Here is an 18,177-nt window from a genome sequence, read left to right on the forward strand (position 1 = left end):
CGATGTCCTTTCCCCTGCTGACAGCGACAGCCGTGCTCCCGGCCGTCGGGGCGATCGCGACGGCCGCCGTGCCGGCCGCGCGGCGCACCGCCGCCAAGTGGCTGGCGCTGCTGTTCTCGCTGGCCACGCTCGTCCTCGCGCTCGTCGTCCTGGTCCGCTTCGACCCGGACGGCGACCGCTACCAGCTCACCGAGTCGCACTCCTGGATCGCCGACTTCGGCGTCCGCTACGAACTGGGCGTGGACGGCATCGCGGTGGCGCTGATCGCGCTGACCGCCCTGCTGATCCCGTTCATCGTGCTGGCCGGGTGGCACGACGCGGACCGGATGGAGACCGGCAGCAGCCGGTGGCGGCCGACGCAGGGCTTCTTCGCCCTGGTCCTGGCCGTCGAGGCGATGGTGATCATCTCCTTCGAGGCCACCGACGTCTTCCTCTTCTACGTCTTCTTCGAAGCCATGCTCATCCCGATGTACTTCCTCATCGGCGGCTTCGGCGACCGGGCCCACGGCTCGTACCGATCTGCCGCCACCGCGGCGGAGGACGAGAAGGCGGCGGCGACGCAACGCTCGTACGCGGCGGTGAAGTTCCTCCTCTACAACCTGGCCGGCGGACTGATCATGCTGGCCGCGGTGATCGGGCTGTACGTGGTCACCGGGGACTTCTCGCTCACCGAGATCGCCGAGGCACGGGCCGACGGCTCGCTCACCATGGCGACCAGCACCGAACGCTGGCTGTTCCTCGGTTTCTTCTTCGCCTTCGCGGTGAAGGCGCCGCTGTGGCCGCTGCACACCTGGCTGCCCAACGCCATGCAGGAGTCCACCGCCCCGGTCGCCGTGCTGATCACGGCGGTCGTCGACAAGGTGGGCACCTTCGCGATGCTCCGCTTCTGCCTCCAGCTCTTCCCGGAGGCCAGTAAGTGGGCGACGCCGGTCGTCCTCGTCCTGGCGCTGATCAGCATCCTCTACGGGGCGCTGCTCGCGGTCGGCCAGCGCGACATCAAGCGGCTGGTGGCGTACGCGTCGATCTCGCACTTCGGCTTCATCATCATGGGCATCTTCGCGATGACCAGCCAGGGCCAGTCCGGCGCGACGCTCTACATGGTCAACCACGGCATCTCGACCGCCGCGCTGATGCTGGTGGCCGGCTTCCTGATCTCCCGGCGCGGCTCGCGGCTCATCGCCGACTACGGCGGTGTGCAGAAGGTCGCCCCGGTGCTCGCGGGCACCTTCCTGATCGGCGCTCTGGCCACCCTGTCACTGCCGGGACTGGCGCCCTTCGTGAGCGAGTTCCTGGTCCTGGTCGGGACGTTCACGCGCTATCCGGTGGTCGGCGTCATCGCGACCTTCGGCATCGTGCTCGCCGCGCTCTACACCCTCGTCCTCTACCAGCGGACGATGACCGGCCCGGTGAAACCGGAAGTGGCCGCGATGCCGGACCTGCGGGTGCGTGAACTGGCGGTCGCCGTGCCGCTGGTCGCGCTGCTGATCTTCCTGGGCGTCTACCCCAAGCCCGTCACGGACATCGTCGACCCGGCGGTCAGGCAGACCATGTCCGACGTACAGCAGAAGGACCCCCGGCCCGAGGTGGAGGCGGCCAAGTGAGCGCAACAGCCGTCCACAGCCTGTGGACAACGGCGGCCGATCCGATCTCCCGGATCGACGCGCCGAAAATCGAGTACGGCCAGCTGTCGCCCGTCCTGATCGTCGTCGCGGCGGCGGTCGTCGGAGTCCTCGTCGAGGCGTTCGTACCGCGCAGATCGCGCTACCACGCGCAGATGTTCGTCTCCGCCGTCGCGCTCGTCGCCGCCTTCGCCGCGGTCGTCGCGCTCGCGGCCGGCGGATACGGCACCACCAAGGCGCACATCGCCGCGATGGGCGCCGTCGCCGTCGACGGACCGGCCCTGTTCCTCCAGGGCACGATCCTGCTCGCCGGCCTGGTCGGCCTGTTCACCTTCGCCGAACGGCGGCTCGACCCGGCGGCGCACGGCAACCGGGTGGACTCCTTCGCCGCCCAGGCCGCGTCCGTGCCGGGCAGCGAGAGCGAGCAGAAGGCGGTGAAGGCCGGGTTCACCACCACCGAGGTGTACCCGCTGCTGCTCTTCGCCGTCGCCGGCATGCTGGTCTTCCCGGCCGCCAACGACCTGCTGACCCTGTTCGTCGCCCTGGAGGTCTTCTCCCTCCCGCTCTACCTGATGTGCGCGCTGGCCCGCCGCAAGCGGCTGATGTCGCAGGAAGCGGCGGTCAAGTACTTCCTGCTCGGCGCGTTCGCCTCCGCGTTCACCCTGTTCGGCATCGCCCTGCTCTACGGCTACTCGGGCTCCATGTCGTACGGCACGATCGCGCAGGTCGTCGACGGGTCGGTCACGGAGGTCACCCCGGCGCTCGCCGACACCATGGGCAACGACGCGCTGCTGCTGGTCGGCGCCGCGCTGATCGTCATGGGCCTGCTGTTCAAGGTGGGCGCGGTGCCGTTCCACATGTGGACGCCGGACGTGTACCAGGGCGCGCCGACACCGGTGACCGGCTTCATGGCGGCGGCGACCAAGGTGGCGGCGTTCGGCGCCCTGCTGCGCATCCTCTACGTCGTCCTGCCCGGCCTGCGCTGGGACTGGCGGCCGGTGATGTGGGGCGTGGCGATCGTCACCATGCTGGGCGGCGCGATCGTCGCGATCACCCAGACCGACATCAAGCGGCTGCTGGCGTACTCGTCGATCGCGCACGCCGGGTTCATCCTCGCGGGCGTCATCGCGACCACCCCGGACGGCGTCTCGTCCGTCCTCTTCTACCTGGCGGCCTACTCCTTCGTCACGATCGGCGCGTTCGCGGTGGTGACGCTGGTGCGGGACCCGGGCGGCGAGGCGACGCACCTGTCGCAGTGGGCGGGGCTGGGCCGTCGGTCGCCGCTGGTGGCGGCCGTGTTCGCGGTGTTCCTGCTGGCCTTCGCGGGCATTCCGCTGACCTCCGGTTTCGCCGGGAAGTTCGCCGTGTTCAAGGCGGCGGCGGAGGGCGGCGCGGCCCCGCTGGTCGTGATCGGTGTGATCTCCTCGGCGATCGCGGCGTTCTTCTACATCCGCGTGATCGTGCTGATGTTCTTCAGCGAGCCCCGGCCCGAGGGCCCGACCGTCGCGGTGCCGTCGGCGCTGACGAGGACGGCGATCGGGGTGGGCGTGGCGGTCACGCTGGTGCTGGGCGTGGCGCCGCAGTACTTCCTGGATCTGGCGGGACAGGCGGGGGTGTTCGTGCGCTGACCCGCGCTTGACCGCGGCGACGGCCCGGCGCCCCTCACGGGGGTGCCGGGCCGCTGCCCTACGCGGGGCCGCGGCGCGGTTTGATGCGGGTGAGGTCGAGGTCCAGGGGGAAGGGGGCGGCCGCCTTCATCCGCTCGCGGAAGATGCCCACGCTGGTGTACGCGCCGGTCGTGGGCTCCAGCTCGAAGGCGTGCACGACGGCGAGGCCCTTCTCGTTCTCCACCCGCCAGTAGTGGGGGATGCCGGCGCGGGCGTATTTCAGGGGCTTGGTCTCGCGGTCGCGGGAGACGGACTCGGCGGAGACGACCTCGACGGCCAGCAGCACGGAGTCGGCGGGGCAACGGGTCTGCTCCGGGTCCTCCACCACATCCGCGCTGATCACGATCACGTCCGGTTCGGGCCGGTTCTGCCGGTCGATGTCGATGGTGAACTCGCGGACGACCTCGAATTCCGCCGGGGCGAGTGACTGCAACTGCCAGTTGAAGAAATCGACAGCGCGTGAGTGGAAAAGGGTCTGCGGACTCACGAAGACGAGACTCCCGTCGATCAGTTCCGTATGCGGAGGAAGATCCGGGAGGCGGTCCAGGTCGTCGGCGGTCCAGCCGCCTTCCGGCGGGGTCGGCCAAGTGGGCTTGGACGCCTTCGGTGCGACGCTCATCAGTGCTCCCATGCGACGGAGTCTCGCGGGCGCATTCAGACTATCGGCCGGAAACGGGCAGGTCTCCCGCGAACGTGTGAACGACCTTCGTGTCCTTGACGACGGTGAGGGGCGGTGAGCGGGCGGTGGCGGCCGAGGCCTGTGGATAACTCCGTGGCTGTCGGTGCGGGCCCCTATCGTGGAGGCAGTGGTCGGGGCAGGACAGACGGATCGGACGGACGGGACGGACGGACGGGCCGGACGGACGGGCCGGACGGACGGACGGGCTGGACAGACAGGCTGGATGGACGGGCCGGACGGACGGGCTGGATGGACAGGCCGGACAGACGGGGCAGCACGTACGGGGGCAGGACGATGGGCGGGACGAGCGTGATCGGTGAGATGGCAGGGACCAGGGCCGCGGACGGCGAGATCAGCGAGGCGGTCGCCGCGCTGCGCCGGGTCTTCGGGTACGAGGACTTCCGCGGCGAGCAGGAAGCGGTCATCGAGCACGTGGTCGCGGGCGGTGACGCCGTCGTGCTCATGCCGACCGGCGGCGGCAAGTCGCTGTGCTACCAGATCCCGTCCCTGGTCAGGCCCGGCACCGGCATAGTGATCTCCCCGCTCATCGCGCTGATGCAGGACCAGGTGGACGCGTTGCGGGCGCTCGGCGTGCGCGCCGGGTTCATGAACTCGACGCAGGACTTCGACGAGCGGCGCACGGTGGAGGCCGAGTTCCTCGCCGGCGAGCTGGACCTGCTCTACCTGGCGCCCGAGCGGCTGCGGCTGGAGAGCACCCTCGGCCTGCTCTCCCGGGGCAAGATCGCGGTCTTCGCCATCGACGAGGCGCACTGCGTCGCGCAGTGGGGGCACGACTTCCGGCCGGACTACCTCGCGCTCTCCCTGCTGGGCGAGCGCTGGCCGGACGTCCCCCGCGTCGCGCTCACGGCGACGGCCACCCACGCCACCCACCGCGAGATCACCGAGCGGCTGAACATGCCGGCGGCCCGGCACTTCGTGGCCAGCTTCGACCGGCCCAACATCCAGTACCGGATCGTGCCGAAGACCGACCCCAGGAAGCAGCTTCTGGCCTTCCTGCGCGAGGAGCACCCGGGGGACGCGGGCATCGTCTACTGCCTCTCCCGGAACTCGGTGGAGAAGACGGCCGAGTTCCTCACCCGCAACGGCGTCGAGGCGGTGCCCTACCACGCGGGCCTGGACGCGGGCACCCGCGCGGCGCACCAGTCCCGGTTCCTGCGGGAAGAGGGCCTGGTGGTCGTGGCGACCATCGCCTTCGGCATGGGCATCGACAAGCCGGACGTCCGGTTCGTCGCCCACCTCGACCTGCCGAAGTCGGTCGAGGGCTACTACCAGGAGACGGGCCGGGCCGGGCGGGACGGGCTGCCGTCGACGGCCTGGATGGCCTACGGCCTCAACGACGTCGTGCAGCAGCGCAAGCTGATCCAGTCCGGCGAGGGCGACGAGGCGTTCCGGCGGCGGGCCCAGTCCCACCTGGACGCCATGCTCGCCCTGTGCGAGACGGTCCAGTGCCGGCGCGGCCAGCTCCTCGCCTACTTCGGGCAGGATCCGGAGGCGGCCGGGTGCGGCAACTGCGACACCTGCCTCACCCCGCCGGAGACCTGGGACGGCACGGTCGCGGCACAGCAGGTGCTGTCGACGGTGGTGCGGCTGAAGCGGGAGCGCGGGCAGAAGTTCGGCGCCGGGCAGATCATCGACATCCTGCTGGGCAGGCGCACCGCCAAGGTCATCCAGTTCGACCACGACCAGCTCTCGGTGTTCGGCATCGGGAACGAGCTGAGCGAGGGCGAGTGGCGCGGCGTCGTCCGGCAGCTGCTGGCCCAGGGACTGCTGGCGGTGGAGGGGGAGTACGGCACGCTGGTGCTGACCGACGACAGCGCGGCCGTGCTGCGCCGGGAGCGGGAGGTCCCGCTGCGCAAGGAACCGAAGAAGCCGACGGCGGTGAAGGCGTCCGGCGGGGGACGCGGTGAGCGCAAGCCCAAGACCGCGGCGGCGGAGCTGCCCCAGGCGCTGGTGCCCGCCTTCGAGGCGCTGCGCGCCTGGCGTGCCGAGCGGGCCAGGGAACAGGGCGTCCCGGCGTACGTCATCTTCCACGACGCCACCCTCCGGGAGATCGCCACGGTGTGGCCCACGTCGATCGGGCAGCTCGGCTCCATCAGCGGCGTCGGCGAGAAGAAGCTGACGACGTACGGGGAGGGCGTGCTGGAGGTGCTCGCGGGGCTGGGCGGGCCGGCCGGCGACGCCGAGCCGTCCTCGGCTCCCGTACCCACCGCGGGCCCGTCCGAGGACCCGGCATCGGACATGGGTCCGGACGACTGGCCCGAGCACGAGCCGGAGCCCGACGACTGGACATAGCCGGGTGCGGGCGGCTCAGGCCAGAGCCGTGAGGCCCGGGGCGAAGGTGATCAGCAGGGGGAGGAGGGGCACCAGGGCGGCCGTCGCCGTGGTCATGGCGCGGTGGCGGCGGCCCAGGCGGGGCCGCGGCTCCAGGAGACGGGCGACGCGTTCGCCGAGGAGGCGGTGGCTGGAGGAGCAGGACAGGACGCCCCGGTGCTGGTTCAGCTCGATCAGGGCGAGGGCCGTGGTCAGGTGGCCGCAGCGCCGGGAGGCGGTGTCGTCGGCGGCGAGTTCCACCAGGCGGTGGGTCTGGTCGCAGAAGTGGGCGAAGAGCGGGACACGGGGGAAGCCGGTGGCCAGTGCGGTGGAGAGGTGCAGCAGCCAGTCGTGGCGGGCGCGGGCGTGGCCGCGTTCGTGGGTGAGGACCGCGTCGATCTGGTGGTCGGTGAGACGCTGCAGGGCACCGGTGGTGACGATCAGCTGGGGCGGGCTGCCGGGCATCCACCAGGCGTCCGGGTACTCGTCCTCCAGCACGAGGAGGGGCCCGCGCGCGGTGGGGAGCCCGGCGGGCAGGTCGGGGGCGCGTTCGCGCAGATGCGAGCGGGCCCGGGCGCGGCGCCGTCGCGCCTCGGCCAGCTCCCGGGCGAGCATGGCGGTGGTCCAGGCGGCTCCGCAGGCCAGCAGCACGGTGAGGGCCGCCGTCCAGGGCGGTCCGGCGGAGAGGTCGTACGCCTCGGCCACCGCGGGCGGCGCCGGGGCGAAGAGCTGGGCGCGGACCGTGCCGAAGACGGCGGCGGCACCCAGGGCCAGGGCGGTCAGACAGCTCAGCAGGACCGTGGCGACCAGGCACTGCCAGACCCACAGCGCGACCACCGGGTCCCGTTCCGGCCAGCTGGCCCGGGTCAGCGCGCGGGGCGCCGGCACGGCGGCGGTCAGGGCGACGACGCTCAGCAGAAGCAGGCTGACGGTCATGCCACGGGCTCCGGATCCTGGTCGGAAAGGCGGCTCGGCTCTGGATCGTGCGGGGAGTGCGGACGGCGCGGCGCACCGTCCGCCGACAGTATGACGGGGCGGGGCGGTGCGAGTCAGGTCCGAGGAGCGTCAAGTGGCGGCCGTCTCGTCCGCCCTCCGGAGCGGCGTTCGCCTCGCTCTCCGTGTCGGCGTTCGCCTCGGTGTTCCCTTCGCCGTTCCTGTCGCTGCCGCTGTTCCTGTCCCTGTTCCTGTCGCTGTTCCGTCGTCGTCGTCCCGGCCGTTCCGGTCAGCCCGCGACCACCCGGCCCGTCACCTCGCCCAGCCCGACCCGGGTGCCGTTCGGGCCGGGGGCCCAGGCGGACAGGGTGACCTCGTCGCCGTTCTCCAGGAAGGTCCGCTTGCCGTCCGGGAGTTCCAGAGGGTCGCGGCCGTTCCAGGTCAGCTCCAGCAGGGATCCGCGTTCCCGCTCGGAAGGGCCGCTGACGGTGCCCGAGCCGTACAGGTCGCCGGTGCGCAGCGAGGCGCCGTTGACGGTCAGGTGGGCGAGTTGCTGGGCGGCCGTCCAGTACATGGTGGAGAAGGGCGGCTCGGAGACGACGTGGCCGTTGACGGCGACGGAGATCCGCAGGTCGTAGCCGCTCGGTTCCTCGTCGGTGTCGTCCAGGTACGGCAGCAGCGGGTGGGTCCGCTCCGGCGGGGCGATCCGCGCGTGCTCCAGTGCGTCGAGGGGGGTGATCCACGCCGAGACCGACGTGGCGAAGGACTTGCCGAGGAACGGGCCGAGGGGGACGTACTCCCAGGCCTGGATGTCCCGTGCCGACCAGTCGTTCAGCAGGCACAGTCCGAACACGTGCTCGCGCCAGTCGTGGAGCGGGACCGGTCGGCCGCGCCCGCTCGGCGTCCCGACCACGAAACCGACCTCGGCCTCGATGTCCAGGCGCACGGACGGGCCGAAGACGGGGGCCGGGTCGGTGGGGGACCTGCGCTGACCGGCGGGGCGTACGACGTCCGTGCCCGAGACGACCACCGTGCCGGAGCGGCCGTGGTAGCCGATCGGCAGGTGTTTCCAGTTCGGGGTCAGGGAGTCGGCGGCGTCGGGGCGGAAGATGCGGCCGACGTTCCGGGCGTGGTTCTCGGAGGCGTAGAAGTCGACGTAGTCGGCCACCTCGAAGGGCAGGTGCAGGGTGACCGAGGAGAGGGGGTGGAACAGCGGGGCGAGAGTCTCGCGGTGCGCGGGAACTGTCACCCAGGCGGTCAGCGCGCGCCGTACGCCGGACCAGGTGGTGCGGCCGGCCGCGAGCAGTGGGTTGAGGGTGGGCCGGGCGAGGAGGGAGGCGTACGGCGATCCGAGGGCGCGGGCCGCCGCGCCGGCGTCGAGCACGTGGTCGCCCAGCCGGACGCCCACCGTCCGCTCCTGCCTGCCGGGGGACGAGAACACGCCGTACGGGAGGTTGTGCGGGCCGAAGGGGTCGCCCTCGGGGACGTCGAGGAGGGGCATCTGCGTTGCCTCGCTTTCGTGTTCGACGATGCGTGCCGGGGTGGGCCGGGACCTCCGGTGCCTCCGGTGCCTGCCGGTGCGCGCCGGCGCGTGCCCGGGGGCTTCGGGGCGTGACGGTGCGGGGTGCGCGCCGCCTGACTGGCGTTCCGGGTGGCCGGGCCACACGTTACGGCTGTCGGGGCGTGGCGGGGCAGAGCGCGGCCGACGGCGCGCAAGGCGGGTGTGGTGACAGGTGAGTGACGGGTGGGGTGGTCGGCCGGGGGCGCCCGGGGGTCGGCCGGGGTCCGGGCGCGGTGACCGGTGGGTAGCGCTCCGCTTCCGTTTGTGTGCGGGAGGTTGTCCACAGGCCGATCCGCAATCTTGACGGAGCGGTGCGAACGGGGAGACTCTGGGCGGGTGCCGGAAGGCCTCGGGGAGGGGGCGTTCCGACGGCACATCAGGGGGAGCGGATGGCCATTGGGGAGGCCGGTCCGGGTTCGGTGTCGTCGCATGCCAGGCCGGAAGGGCCGGTGCGGACCATGCGCGACAGACTCGGCCGGGAATGCGTGTACGTACCGTCGTGCCGGCTCGGCCTGTACGCGGCGCTGCGGCACTGGTGCAGGCCGGGTGGCCGGGTGCTGATGTCGCCGGTCAACGACGACGTAATCTTCTTCGTCGTCCTGGCGGCCGGACTGCGTCCGGTGCAGGCGCCGCTGAACCCGTGGGACGCGTCCATCGACCTCGACGCCGTGCCCGAGGAGACGTGGGGCTCCCTGTCCGCCGTGCTGACCACGAACCTGTACGGCAACCCGGACCCGGCCCCCGGGCTGCGGGCGCGGTGCGACGCGTTGGGCATTCCGCTGTTCGAGGACGCGGCGCACGCCATCGGCAGCGAGGTGGCCGGCCGGCCGGTCGGGACCTGGGGCGACGCCTCCGTCTTCAGCCTGTCCAAGCACGTCGGGGCACACGCCGGGGGAATCCTCGCGGTCGCCGATCCGGGCGTGCGGGACGTGCTGGAGGAGGCGTGCGAGGAGCTGCTGGCGCCGCGCCGGGTGACGGCCGAGCTCGCCTACGCGGTACGGCCGTACGCGGAGGCGGCCGTGCGGGGGCTGCGGCTGCGGCGGGCGGCCTGGGCGACGCTGCGGGTACTGGGCATGGCCGAGCGTGAGGAGATCCGGATGCCGCTGCGGCGCGAGGCGCTGGCCCGCGCGGTCGCCGTCGCGCCTGACCTGGACGCGCACGAGACCTGGGTCCGCGTCGACATGCACGACTACCGGCTGAGATCCGGCCGGTTCCGGCTCGCCCGCGTCGGCCGCGGACTCGACCGGCTGGACGACGTGCTCGCCGGCTGCCGTGCGGGGACGGAGCTGCTGCTGTCGACGCGCTGGGCACACGCCGGGCGCAGGGGGACGGGCGGCGCGGTGCAGCCGTTGTTCCGGGTGCCGCTGCTGGTGGCGGACCGGGACGAGGCGGCGGCGGCCCTGGCGCGGCGGGGCATGGTCGTCGGGTACCTCTACGACCCGCCTCTGGACGACTACGCCGGTGCGGAGTTCACCGACCCCTCGCCCGCGCCCGAGGCGGCGCGCTGGTTCGCGCGGCACGCGCTGCCCGTGGATCCGCTGCGCGCGCGGGAGGCCATCGAGGTCCTGGAGGCGTCCGGCGTCCGGCCGGCCGAGCCGCCCGAGGGCCTCGGCAGCCGAGGGCTTCCAGCGGAAGCGCCGGGGCCGTTACCGGAAGCGCCGGGATTTTTACCGGAGGGGCCGGGGCCGTCGGCACAAGGGCCGGGGCCGTTCCGTGGCTGAGGCGCAGGTGCGGGAGACGGCCGAGGCACGGACGGACGGCGGCGACCAGCCGTCCGAGGGGGCGCACGGCTCCGACTCACTGTTCAAGAACGCCTACTTCCTCATGCTCAGCACCGGCGTGTCCGCCGTACTCGGACTGGGGTTCTGGCTGGTGTCCGCCCGGTACTACACCGAGGAGGCCGTCGGCCGGGGCTCCGCCGCGATCGCGGCGATGCGGCTGCTCGCCAGCATCACGGCGACGACGATGATCGGCGCCGTCGTCCGCTTCGTGCCGCGTGCCGGACGGGCGACGGGGGCGCTGGTCCGGCGTACCTACGCGGCCAGTTCGGTGGTCGTCGCGCTGGCGGCCGGCGTCTTCCTGCTCACCCTCGACCGGTGGGGTGACTCGTACGCGCCGCTGGGCACTCCCGTGGCGGGGACGCTGTTCGTCGCCGCGTGTGTGGCCTGGGCGCTGCTCACCCTCCAGGACGGGGTGTTGACCGGACTGCGCAAGGCCGAGTGGGTACCGGTCGGCAACGCGGTGTTCTCGGTCGGGAAGCTGGTCCTGCTCACCGTCTTCGCCTCCGTCCTGCCGGTGCTCGGCATCTTCGTCTCGTGGGCCGTGGCGATCGCCTTCTCCACACTGCCCCTCGGCTGGCTGATCTTCCGGAAGCTGATACCGCGCCAGGCCGCCGCCGACCGTGACCTGGAACCGCCCGCCTACCGTGAGATGGGCCGCTTCCTGGCGGGGGACTCGCTGGGCGCGCTGTTCAGCCTGGCCATGATCAACCTATTGCCGGTGATGGTCGCCGTCCGCTTCACCGCCGCGGAGAACGGCTACTTCTACGTGGCGTACACCGTCGGCGGCACGATGGAGTTCATGGCCATCAACATGGCCTCCTCGCTCACCGCGCACGCCTCGCACGACCCGCGCCGCCTCGCCGACGGCGTCCGCGGGGCGCTGCGCCGCATGACGCTGCTGCTGGTGCCGGTCGTGGTGTTCCTGGTGGCCTTCGCGCCGCAGATCCTCGCCCCGTTCGACGACGACTACGCCGAGCACGGCTCCGCGGTGCTGCGGCTGCTCGCCCTCGGCGCGCTGCCGCGGATCGTGGTGGAGCTGTACATAGGGGTGCTGCGGGTCCAGGGCCGGACCGGCGCGCTCGCCGCCGTCCAGGGTGCCATGTGCGCCCTCGTACTGGGCAGCGCGACCGTGCTGTTCACCCCGGCCGGGATCGCGGGCGCCGGCTGGGCGGTGTTGCTGGGGATGACGCTGGTCGCCGTCGGGTGCGTGCCCGGCCTGCGCGCGGTGCTGCGCGGCGGCGCTGTCCCCGGCCGGGGCCCGGGCGGCGGACCCGGCGACGGGAAGGCGACGGGCGGCGGCCGGAAGCGGACGGCACCCGGCACGCCCCCCTACGGCACGCGCTGGGCCCGGTTGAACGCCACGGCCGGGTACGGCACGAGCTGGGCCCGCAGGGCCGCGTACGCGGCCGATCCGGCCGGCGGGAGGGAGGGGGAGGGGTGGGAGGACACCGTCACCCTCTTCATCGGGCGGCCCGGTTACGAGCGGGAGGCGTTGGAGGCGGACCCGCTCGCCGTGATCGTCCGGCCGCCTTCGGACGGTGCGGGGGGCGGACCGTCCGGAGGTCCGCCCGGCACGGAGGGCACGGAGGGCACGGAGGCCGGGGACGGACCGGACGGCACGGATGGGCCGGACGGGCCGGACGGGATGGATGGGCCGGACGGCACGGACGACGAGGGCATCAGGGCCGAGGACTCCCCGAGGGCCGGGGACTCCCCGGGCTTTTGGGGAACGCAGGGCATCGGGTCCGTGCGGTCCGTAGGGTCCGCCCGGCCCATCGGGTCCGCCTGGCCCATCGGGTCCGCCCGGTCGGTCGGGCCCGCCCGGTCCGTCAGGGAAGAGGCGTGGGAAAGGCGGCTGTGGATCGGCCTGTGGGCGGTGCTCGGCGTCGCCACCGCGGTCTTCTGGACGGCACTGCGCGGACTGCCCTGGCTGGAGGGGCTCTCCCGGACGGCGCTGACCGGCCGTGAGCTGCTGGAGGAGCTGCCCTTGGCCGCGCTCGTCGCGGGCGGGGTGCTGCTGGTCGTGTTCGTGGCCTCCGTGACCCTGAGCGCCCGCCTCGACTGGCGGCTCCCCGGGGCCGCCCTGGGCAGCGCCGTGATCGCCTTGTACGCGGCACCTGTCGCCCTCGGCCGGGAACCTCAGCCGGTGGGCGGGACGTTCTACACGAAGACGGCCGGATTCCTCGCGGACGCGTTGGGGCTCGACGGCCCCGAGCCGCTGCTGCGCTGGGCACCGCCCGTTCTGCAACTGCTGTGCCTCGTGCCGCTGTGGCTGCTGCTCGCGTACGCGGGGGACCGGCTGCCGTGGCCGGGACGCTGGGGGGTTCTGTATCTCGCCGCGGTGGGCGGCTGGGTGTGGCGGCAGGCGCTCGCGCCGGTCGCGCCGCCCCTCACCCTGCTGCTCGCTCTGCTCGTCCTGTTCGTCCCGGTGCTGTCACCACGCCGACCGGCCCCGACGTCCGAGCCCCCGCACCGTTCCAGACCGAACGACAGATCCAGGGACTGATCGAGCACAGAACCGAACCGCCAGGGGGGAACGTCGTGCGTCCGCCAACCACTCCACGGGAGAGATCCGCACCGGAGCCCGTGCCCGCACCGGAGACCCCGGACACGTCGTCTCCGGACAGGCCGTCCCCGGATGGGGCGGACACGTCCGGGACACCGGTGGAGTCGGAGCCGGTGGAGAAGCCGGAGACAGTGACCCCACGGGGAGAGACCGCGGAGGCGGCACCGGACGCACCAACCGGGAGCGCCGAGGCGGTCGTGACGGACGAGGCGGCCGAGAAGCCCGGTGCCGCCCCGGTGGCTGACGTGGCCGAGGAACCGGGCGCCGCGGAAGCCCTCGATGACGCCGACGTTCCCGAGGCGCTCCGAGGGGTCGAAGCGGTCGAGGTGACCGCGACGCCCGCCTCCCAGGAGCCGGCGGACCGCAGCGCTGAAGACATGTCCGCCCGCCCGCCGGGAGACGCGTACACCCGGCCCCAGGGGGCGCGGCGGCAGGCGGGCGCGCGGTTGCGGGGCACCACGCGAACCACGCGCCGCCGCTCCCGCGCCGCCCAGGAGCCACCGGACTCCACCGCCGACCCCGTGACCGATCCATCCGGTCTCTCCGGTCTCTCCGGCCTTTCCGGTCTCTCACCCGCCTGGGGGTCCCGGTACCGCGGTGCCGGGTTCTGGCCGGCCCTGCCCCCGCTGGTGGCGCTCGCCCTGTGGGCGTACGCGATCGGCCACACCGATGTCTCCCACCTCGACGACTTCGGTCTGGTCAGCGCGGTGCACCCGGCCTTCTGGGCGGGCCTCGCCGTGCTCACGGCCGGTTTCTGGTTCACCGTCCGTGACCCGAGGCGCCCGCAGGGCTGGTCGTTCGCGTACGTCGTCGGGCTGCTGCTGATGGAGCGGGCCACTCAAGCCCTGGTCTATCCGACCCCGCTGTACGCCTGGGCGTGGAAGCACGACGCGGTCGTCGACCACCTGCTGACCTCCGGCGGTCTGGGCACCGAGGAGCAACTGGGTGACATGGCCGTCTACGACCAGTGGCCGGGCTTCTTCGCCGCCCAGGCCGCGCTGGTGCGGCTGCTCGGCGTGGACAACACCGCGATGTACATGGCGTGGTGGCCCCTGGTCTCCAGCCTGATGCTGCTGCTCCCGCTGCTGTTGATCTACCGCACCTTCACCACCGACCGACGGCTGATCTGGACCTCGGTCTGGTTCTTCTACGTGGCCAACTGGGTGGGTCAGGACTACTTCTCCCCGCAGTCCGTCGCCTTCGCGCTGCACATGGGAGTGCTGGCCGTCGTCCTGCGCCGGTACGGCGGCCGGCGCGGCGGTCGCGACCGGCAGCGGCCGGTGGTCTGGACGGTGCTGCTGACCGTGCTGGTCACGACGATCGTCGTCTCGCACCAGCTGACGCCCGGCATGCTGGTCGTCTCCCTGCTGGCGCTGTGCCTCGCCCGCCGCTACCGCGACTGGGTGCCGACGGTCACCACCGTCGTCATCTTCCTGGCCTGGTGCCTCACGGCGGCGCTGCCCTTCCTGTCCGCCGCGATGCCGGACATGATCCGCTCGGTGGGCGACGTCGGCGCCAACGTGGAGACCGGGTACGGCGCCACCCCCACCGGCACCGGAGCGATCGCCACTTCCTGGGCCGCCCGTCTGCTGTCGGGCTCGGTCCTGCTGCTCGCGGTGCTCGGCGTGCTGCGCCAGCCGGTGCTGCGGTACCGGGCACTGCCCCTGCTGCTGATCGCCGCGGCCCCGCTGCCCATGTTCGTGGCCAGCAGCTACGGCAGCGAAATGATCTTCCGAGTGCTGATGTTCATGCTGCCCGGCGCGGCCTTCTTCGCCGGGGCCGCGCTGCTGCCCAAGGTGCGCACCCTGGCCGCCGACCTCGCCGCGCGCGAGGCGGCCGGGCGGCCCGCGGTCACCGCCCGGCGCCGGCGGCTGCTGCCCGACCTCAGGTACGGGGCGTGGGTCCCGCTGGTCGCCCTGCTCGCCGGGACGCTCGCCTTCGTGCCGGCCTACTCCGGCAAGGACCGGATCAACTACTTCCCGCCGCAGGAGGTGGCGCTGATACGCAAGCTGTTCGACCAGGCACCTGAAGGGTCGCTCGTGGTCGCCGCCAACCGGAACTACCCGCTCGCCTACGACTCGTACTGGAGCGTCGGCCACTACTGGTTCCTCGACGACGGCCGCAGCCACGTCGACCGGATCCTGCGCGACCCGGCCACCACCCTGGCCCGGGACATGAGCGCCGTAAAACCGCCCGCCCGCGCCTATCTGCTGCTCACCCAGGGGCAGGTGGCCAACTCGGAGATGAACGGCCAGCTCGACGGCGGCCAACTGGACCGCATACGCCGGTCGGTGGCCGCCTCACCGCGATTCCAGCTGGTGGCGGAGAACGGCGCCGGGACGGTCTACGTCCTGGAACCGGACGGGCCGACGGGGGAGTGAGCCGATGACACCGCAGGACCTCGTGATCCGCATGCTGCCCGCGTTCGGGGGCTGGCTGGCCCTGGCCGCGCTCGCGCTGCCCGGCGGTTCACCGCCGCGCGGTGCGGCGGTGGCGCTCTTCCTGGCCTCCGGTCCGGGCGCGGCACTGGTCCGGATCTGCGGCCCCGCGCTGCGGTCCCGCCCCGCAGAGGGCCCCGTCGACCGCCGGACCGACGACTTCGACCACCACTCCGACCTGCTGGAACGGCTGATGCTGGCCGTGCTGCTGAGCTTCTGCGTCGGCATCCTCGTCTCGACGGTGCTGATCGCCACGCACGCCTTCAGCGGGGAGCGTGTCCTGCTGATCCTCACCCTGCTGACCACGCTCGCCGCGTTCTGCCCGCGCCTGCGGGCGTCCCCGGTCACGACCCCGGGGACGCCACCGAGGACACGGAAGGGTTCCGCTCTGTGACCGCGCCCCGCCAGCCCCACCAGTCTCCTGAGTCCGACCAGTCTTCTGAACCCCCCCAGGCTCCCGAGCCCGATCAGTCCCCCCAGACTGATCAGTCCCCGCAGAGCGACCAGTCCTCCCAGACCGACCAGTCCCGCCGATCCCGCCAGCCCCTCGCATCCCACTGGCCCCGTCGGTCCCCCTCACCCCGGCGCCCGAGGCGTCGTCTCCTGCTGACCTCCGTCACCGTCGTGTGCGCGGCCCTGCTGGCGGTTCTCGCCCTGCGTGACGCCGCCGGACCGGACGGCGGCGCCGGGACGAGCCCGCCCGGCCAGGATGGGAGGTGCCGCCCGACCGAACTGCTCGAACCGCCCTGCGGCGCCTGGTTCGGCGCCTTCGTGCCGCACGACAAGTCGGACCTCGCCGAGAAGGTGCGCGCCTACGAGGAGAAGGCCGGCCGCAAGCTCGACATCGTGTACACGTACCACGACATGTCCGCCGTCACGGACACCAGGCTGGAGGGCCAGCTGCTGACCGAGCAGGAGCAGCGCGTCGGCGAGGAGCGGATGCTGCTGCTGTCCTGGGAGAGCAAGTGGTGGGGCGGCACGAAGCGGCAGCAGCCCACGTGGAAGCAGATAGCCGGCGGCGAGCTGGACGACTCCGTCATCGACGTCCAGGCGGCGCGGATCAAGGAGTACGGGGAGCGCACCGGCAAGAAGGTGTTCCTCTCCTTCGACCTGGAGATGGACACCCGCACCCCGGCCAGCGGCAGCCCGGAGGACTACGTCCGTGCCTACCGGCACATCCATGACCGCTTCCGCGACCTCGGCGTGGACAACGTGGTGTGGACGTGGGTAATCACCGGCTACCTGAACCACGCCGGCCTGTTCGAGCGGCTGTACCCGGGCGACGAGTACGTCGACTGGATCGGCTACAACCAGTACAACTACTACCTCTGCCACAAGACGGAGTGGCTGAGCTTCGCCCGGACGCAGAAGGCCACGCACGACTGGATACGGACGCACATCTCCGACGACAAGCCGCTGATGCTGTCGGAGTTCGGCAGCGCGTCCGACCCGGACCGGCCGGACCGGCAGGCCCAGTGGTACACACAGGTGCCCCGGGTCCTCAAGGGCCTGGACGGGGTCAAGGCCGCGCTCCAGTGGAACTACCGGGACCCGGGACCGCACTGCGACCTCTCGGTGGCCGGCGACGCGGCCTGGCGCAGCCTGCGCGAGGCGGTCGCCGACCCGTATCTCAACCAACCGCTCAAGTGACCAGACCCCTGCGGACGTTCACCCCGCGAACCGGGGGCCGCGCAGCAGCGCGCGGCCCCGCCGGTACCACCGCCAGGCGACCGTCCTGGGGCTGTCGCGGTAGGGCGCGACGCGTACGCCCCGCCCGGCCAGCCAGCCCTGGACGTCGGCGACGGTGTGGGTGCGCCGGACGATGAGGCGGGCGATGCGGTAGCGCTCGTCGCGGTCGGAGCTGAGCGCGTGCCGCACCGCCGTCGCCGTCTCGTAGCCGGCGCGGGCCGACAGGGACCGCACCTTGGCGCTGTTGTAGCCGTGCGGATAGGCCAGGTGGCGGACCGGGTGGCCCAGGGCGTCCTCCAGCACGGCCTTGGAGGAGCGGAGCTCGACCGTCAGGGCCCTGGTGGAGAGGGTGTCCAGCTGGGCGTGGGTGACGGTGTGACTGCCGATCTCCATGCCGTGGTCCTCCAGGCCGGCCGCCTGGTCCAGGGTCATCATCGGGGCGGGCGGCAGCAGGCTGCGTCCGCCGGCCGCGATGGCACCGGTGGTGAGGTAGGCGGTGGCGGCCAGGCCACGCCCGGCCAGTGTCTCGGCGGTCGGACCGGGCAGGTCGGCGAAGCCGTCGTCGAAGGTCAGCAGGACCGGGCGGGGCGGCAGCGGGGCCCGTCCGGCGAAGTGGTCGGCGAGCGCGCTGATCGTCAGGGGGGTACGGCCGCTGTCGGCGATCGCGTCCAGGTGGGCGGCGAACTGACGTGGGGTGACCGTGAATTCCGCTATCCAGTCGGGCGGGTCGTCCATGACCGCGTGGTAGAGGAAGACGGGGATGTACCGACGGGGCCCGGTGCCCCCCGCCTTCCCTGCGCCCCCTGCCTGCTCCGGGAAGCCCGCCTGCTCCGCGTCCTCTGCCTGTTCCGTGTCCCCCGCCTGTTCCGTGTCCTCTGCTTTTCCCGAGCCCCCTGTTTCCCCCGCGCCCTCT

At 72.5% G+C, this 18,177-nt stretch carries 12 protein-coding genes; 8 read left to right on the forward strand and 4 right to left on the reverse strand.

Features of this window, described 5'->3' with window-relative positions; genetic code table 11:
- The first annotated feature begins 2 nt into the window (after positions 1–2).
- Positions 3–1,601, forward strand: coding sequence for an NADH-quinone oxidoreductase subunit M (locus ACY1JF_RS00575; protein WP_462702957.1), 1,599 nt, complete (start codon positions 3–5; stop codon positions 1,599–1,601).
- Positions 1,598–3,247, forward strand: coding sequence for an NADH-quinone oxidoreductase subunit NuoN (nuoN, locus tag ACY1JF_RS00580; protein ID WP_462702958.1), 1,650 nt, complete (start codon positions 1,598–1,600; stop codon positions 3,245–3,247). The genes ACY1JF_RS00575 and nuoN overlap by 4 nt, the downstream gene beginning before the upstream one ends.
- Before the next feature lie 58 nt (positions 3,248–3,305).
- On the opposite strand, the gene ACY1JF_RS00585 is transcribed toward nuoN, so the two are convergent.
- Positions 3,306–3,905 (reverse strand): Uma2 family endonuclease, encoded by a 600-nt coding sequence (locus ACY1JF_RS00585; RefSeq protein ID WP_462702959.1) that lies wholly within the window; start codon positions 3,903–3,905, stop codon positions 3,306–3,308.
- 354 nt (positions 3,906–4,259) lie between these two features.
- Between ACY1JF_RS00585 and recQ the strand changes: the two genes are divergently transcribed.
- Entirely contained in the window at positions 4,260–6,278 is a 2,019-nt protein-coding gene (recQ, locus tag ACY1JF_RS00590; protein ID WP_462703177.1) for a DNA helicase RecQ, read from the forward strand.
- A gap of 15 nt (positions 6,279–6,293) precedes the next feature.
- Here the strand turns inward: recQ and ACY1JF_RS00595 are convergent, their stop codons facing one another.
- Complete coding sequence (locus ACY1JF_RS00595; RefSeq protein WP_462702960.1) at positions 6,294–7,232, reverse strand: M56 family metallopeptidase; 939 nt, start codon at positions 7,230–7,232, stop codon at positions 6,294–6,296.
- A 286-nt stretch (positions 7,233–7,518) separates the two neighbouring features.
- Entirely contained in the window at positions 7,519–8,730 is a 1,212-nt protein-coding gene (fahA, locus tag ACY1JF_RS00600; protein WP_462702961.1) for a fumarylacetoacetase, read from the reverse strand.
- A 518-nt stretch (positions 8,731–9,248) separates the two neighbouring features.
- Between fahA and ACY1JF_RS00605 the strand changes: the two genes are divergently transcribed.
- The 5 genes from ACY1JF_RS00605 to ACY1JF_RS00625 all read left to right on the forward strand — a co-directional run bounded on the left by ACY1JF_RS00605 (position 9,249) and on the right by ACY1JF_RS00625 (position 17,225).
- Positions 9,249–10,511, forward strand: a complete 1,263-nt coding sequence (locus tag ACY1JF_RS00605) for a DegT/DnrJ/EryC1/StrS family aminotransferase (protein ID WP_462702962.1) — start codon at positions 9,249–9,251, stop codon at positions 10,509–10,511.
- Positions 10,504–13,077: a lipopolysaccharide biosynthesis protein gene (locus ACY1JF_RS00610; protein ID WP_462702963.1), complete on the forward strand. Its 2,574-nt coding sequence runs from the start codon at positions 10,504–10,506 to the stop codon at positions 13,075–13,077. Before ACY1JF_RS00605 ends, ACY1JF_RS00610 begins: the two co-directional genes overlap by 8 nt.
- 191 nt (positions 13,078–13,268) lie before the next feature.
- Positions 13,269–15,518 (forward strand): immunoglobulin domain-containing family protein, encoded by a 2,250-nt coding sequence (locus ACY1JF_RS00615; RefSeq protein ID WP_462702964.1) that lies wholly within the window; start codon positions 13,269–13,271, stop codon positions 15,516–15,518.
- 4 nt (positions 15,519–15,522) lie between these two features.
- Complete coding sequence (locus ACY1JF_RS00620) at positions 15,523–15,969, forward strand: hypothetical protein (protein WP_462702965.1); 447 nt, start codon at positions 15,523–15,525, stop codon at positions 15,967–15,969.
- 230 nt (positions 15,970–16,199) lie between these two features.
- On the forward strand, positions 16,200–17,225 hold the full coding sequence (locus ACY1JF_RS00625) for a glycoside hydrolase family 26 protein (protein WP_462702966.1): 1,026 nt from the start codon (positions 16,200–16,202) through the stop codon (positions 17,223–17,225).
- Between the two features lie 18 nt (positions 17,226–17,243).
- Here the strand turns inward: ACY1JF_RS00625 and ACY1JF_RS00630 are convergent, their stop codons facing one another.
- Positions 17,244–17,999, reverse strand: coding sequence for a polysaccharide deacetylase family protein (locus tag ACY1JF_RS00630; protein ID WP_462702967.1), 756 nt, complete (start codon positions 17,997–17,999; stop codon positions 17,244–17,246).
- Positions 18,000–18,177 lie beyond the last annotated feature (178 nt).

The organism is Streptomyces sp. SYSU D01066-1, assembly GCF_054956795.1.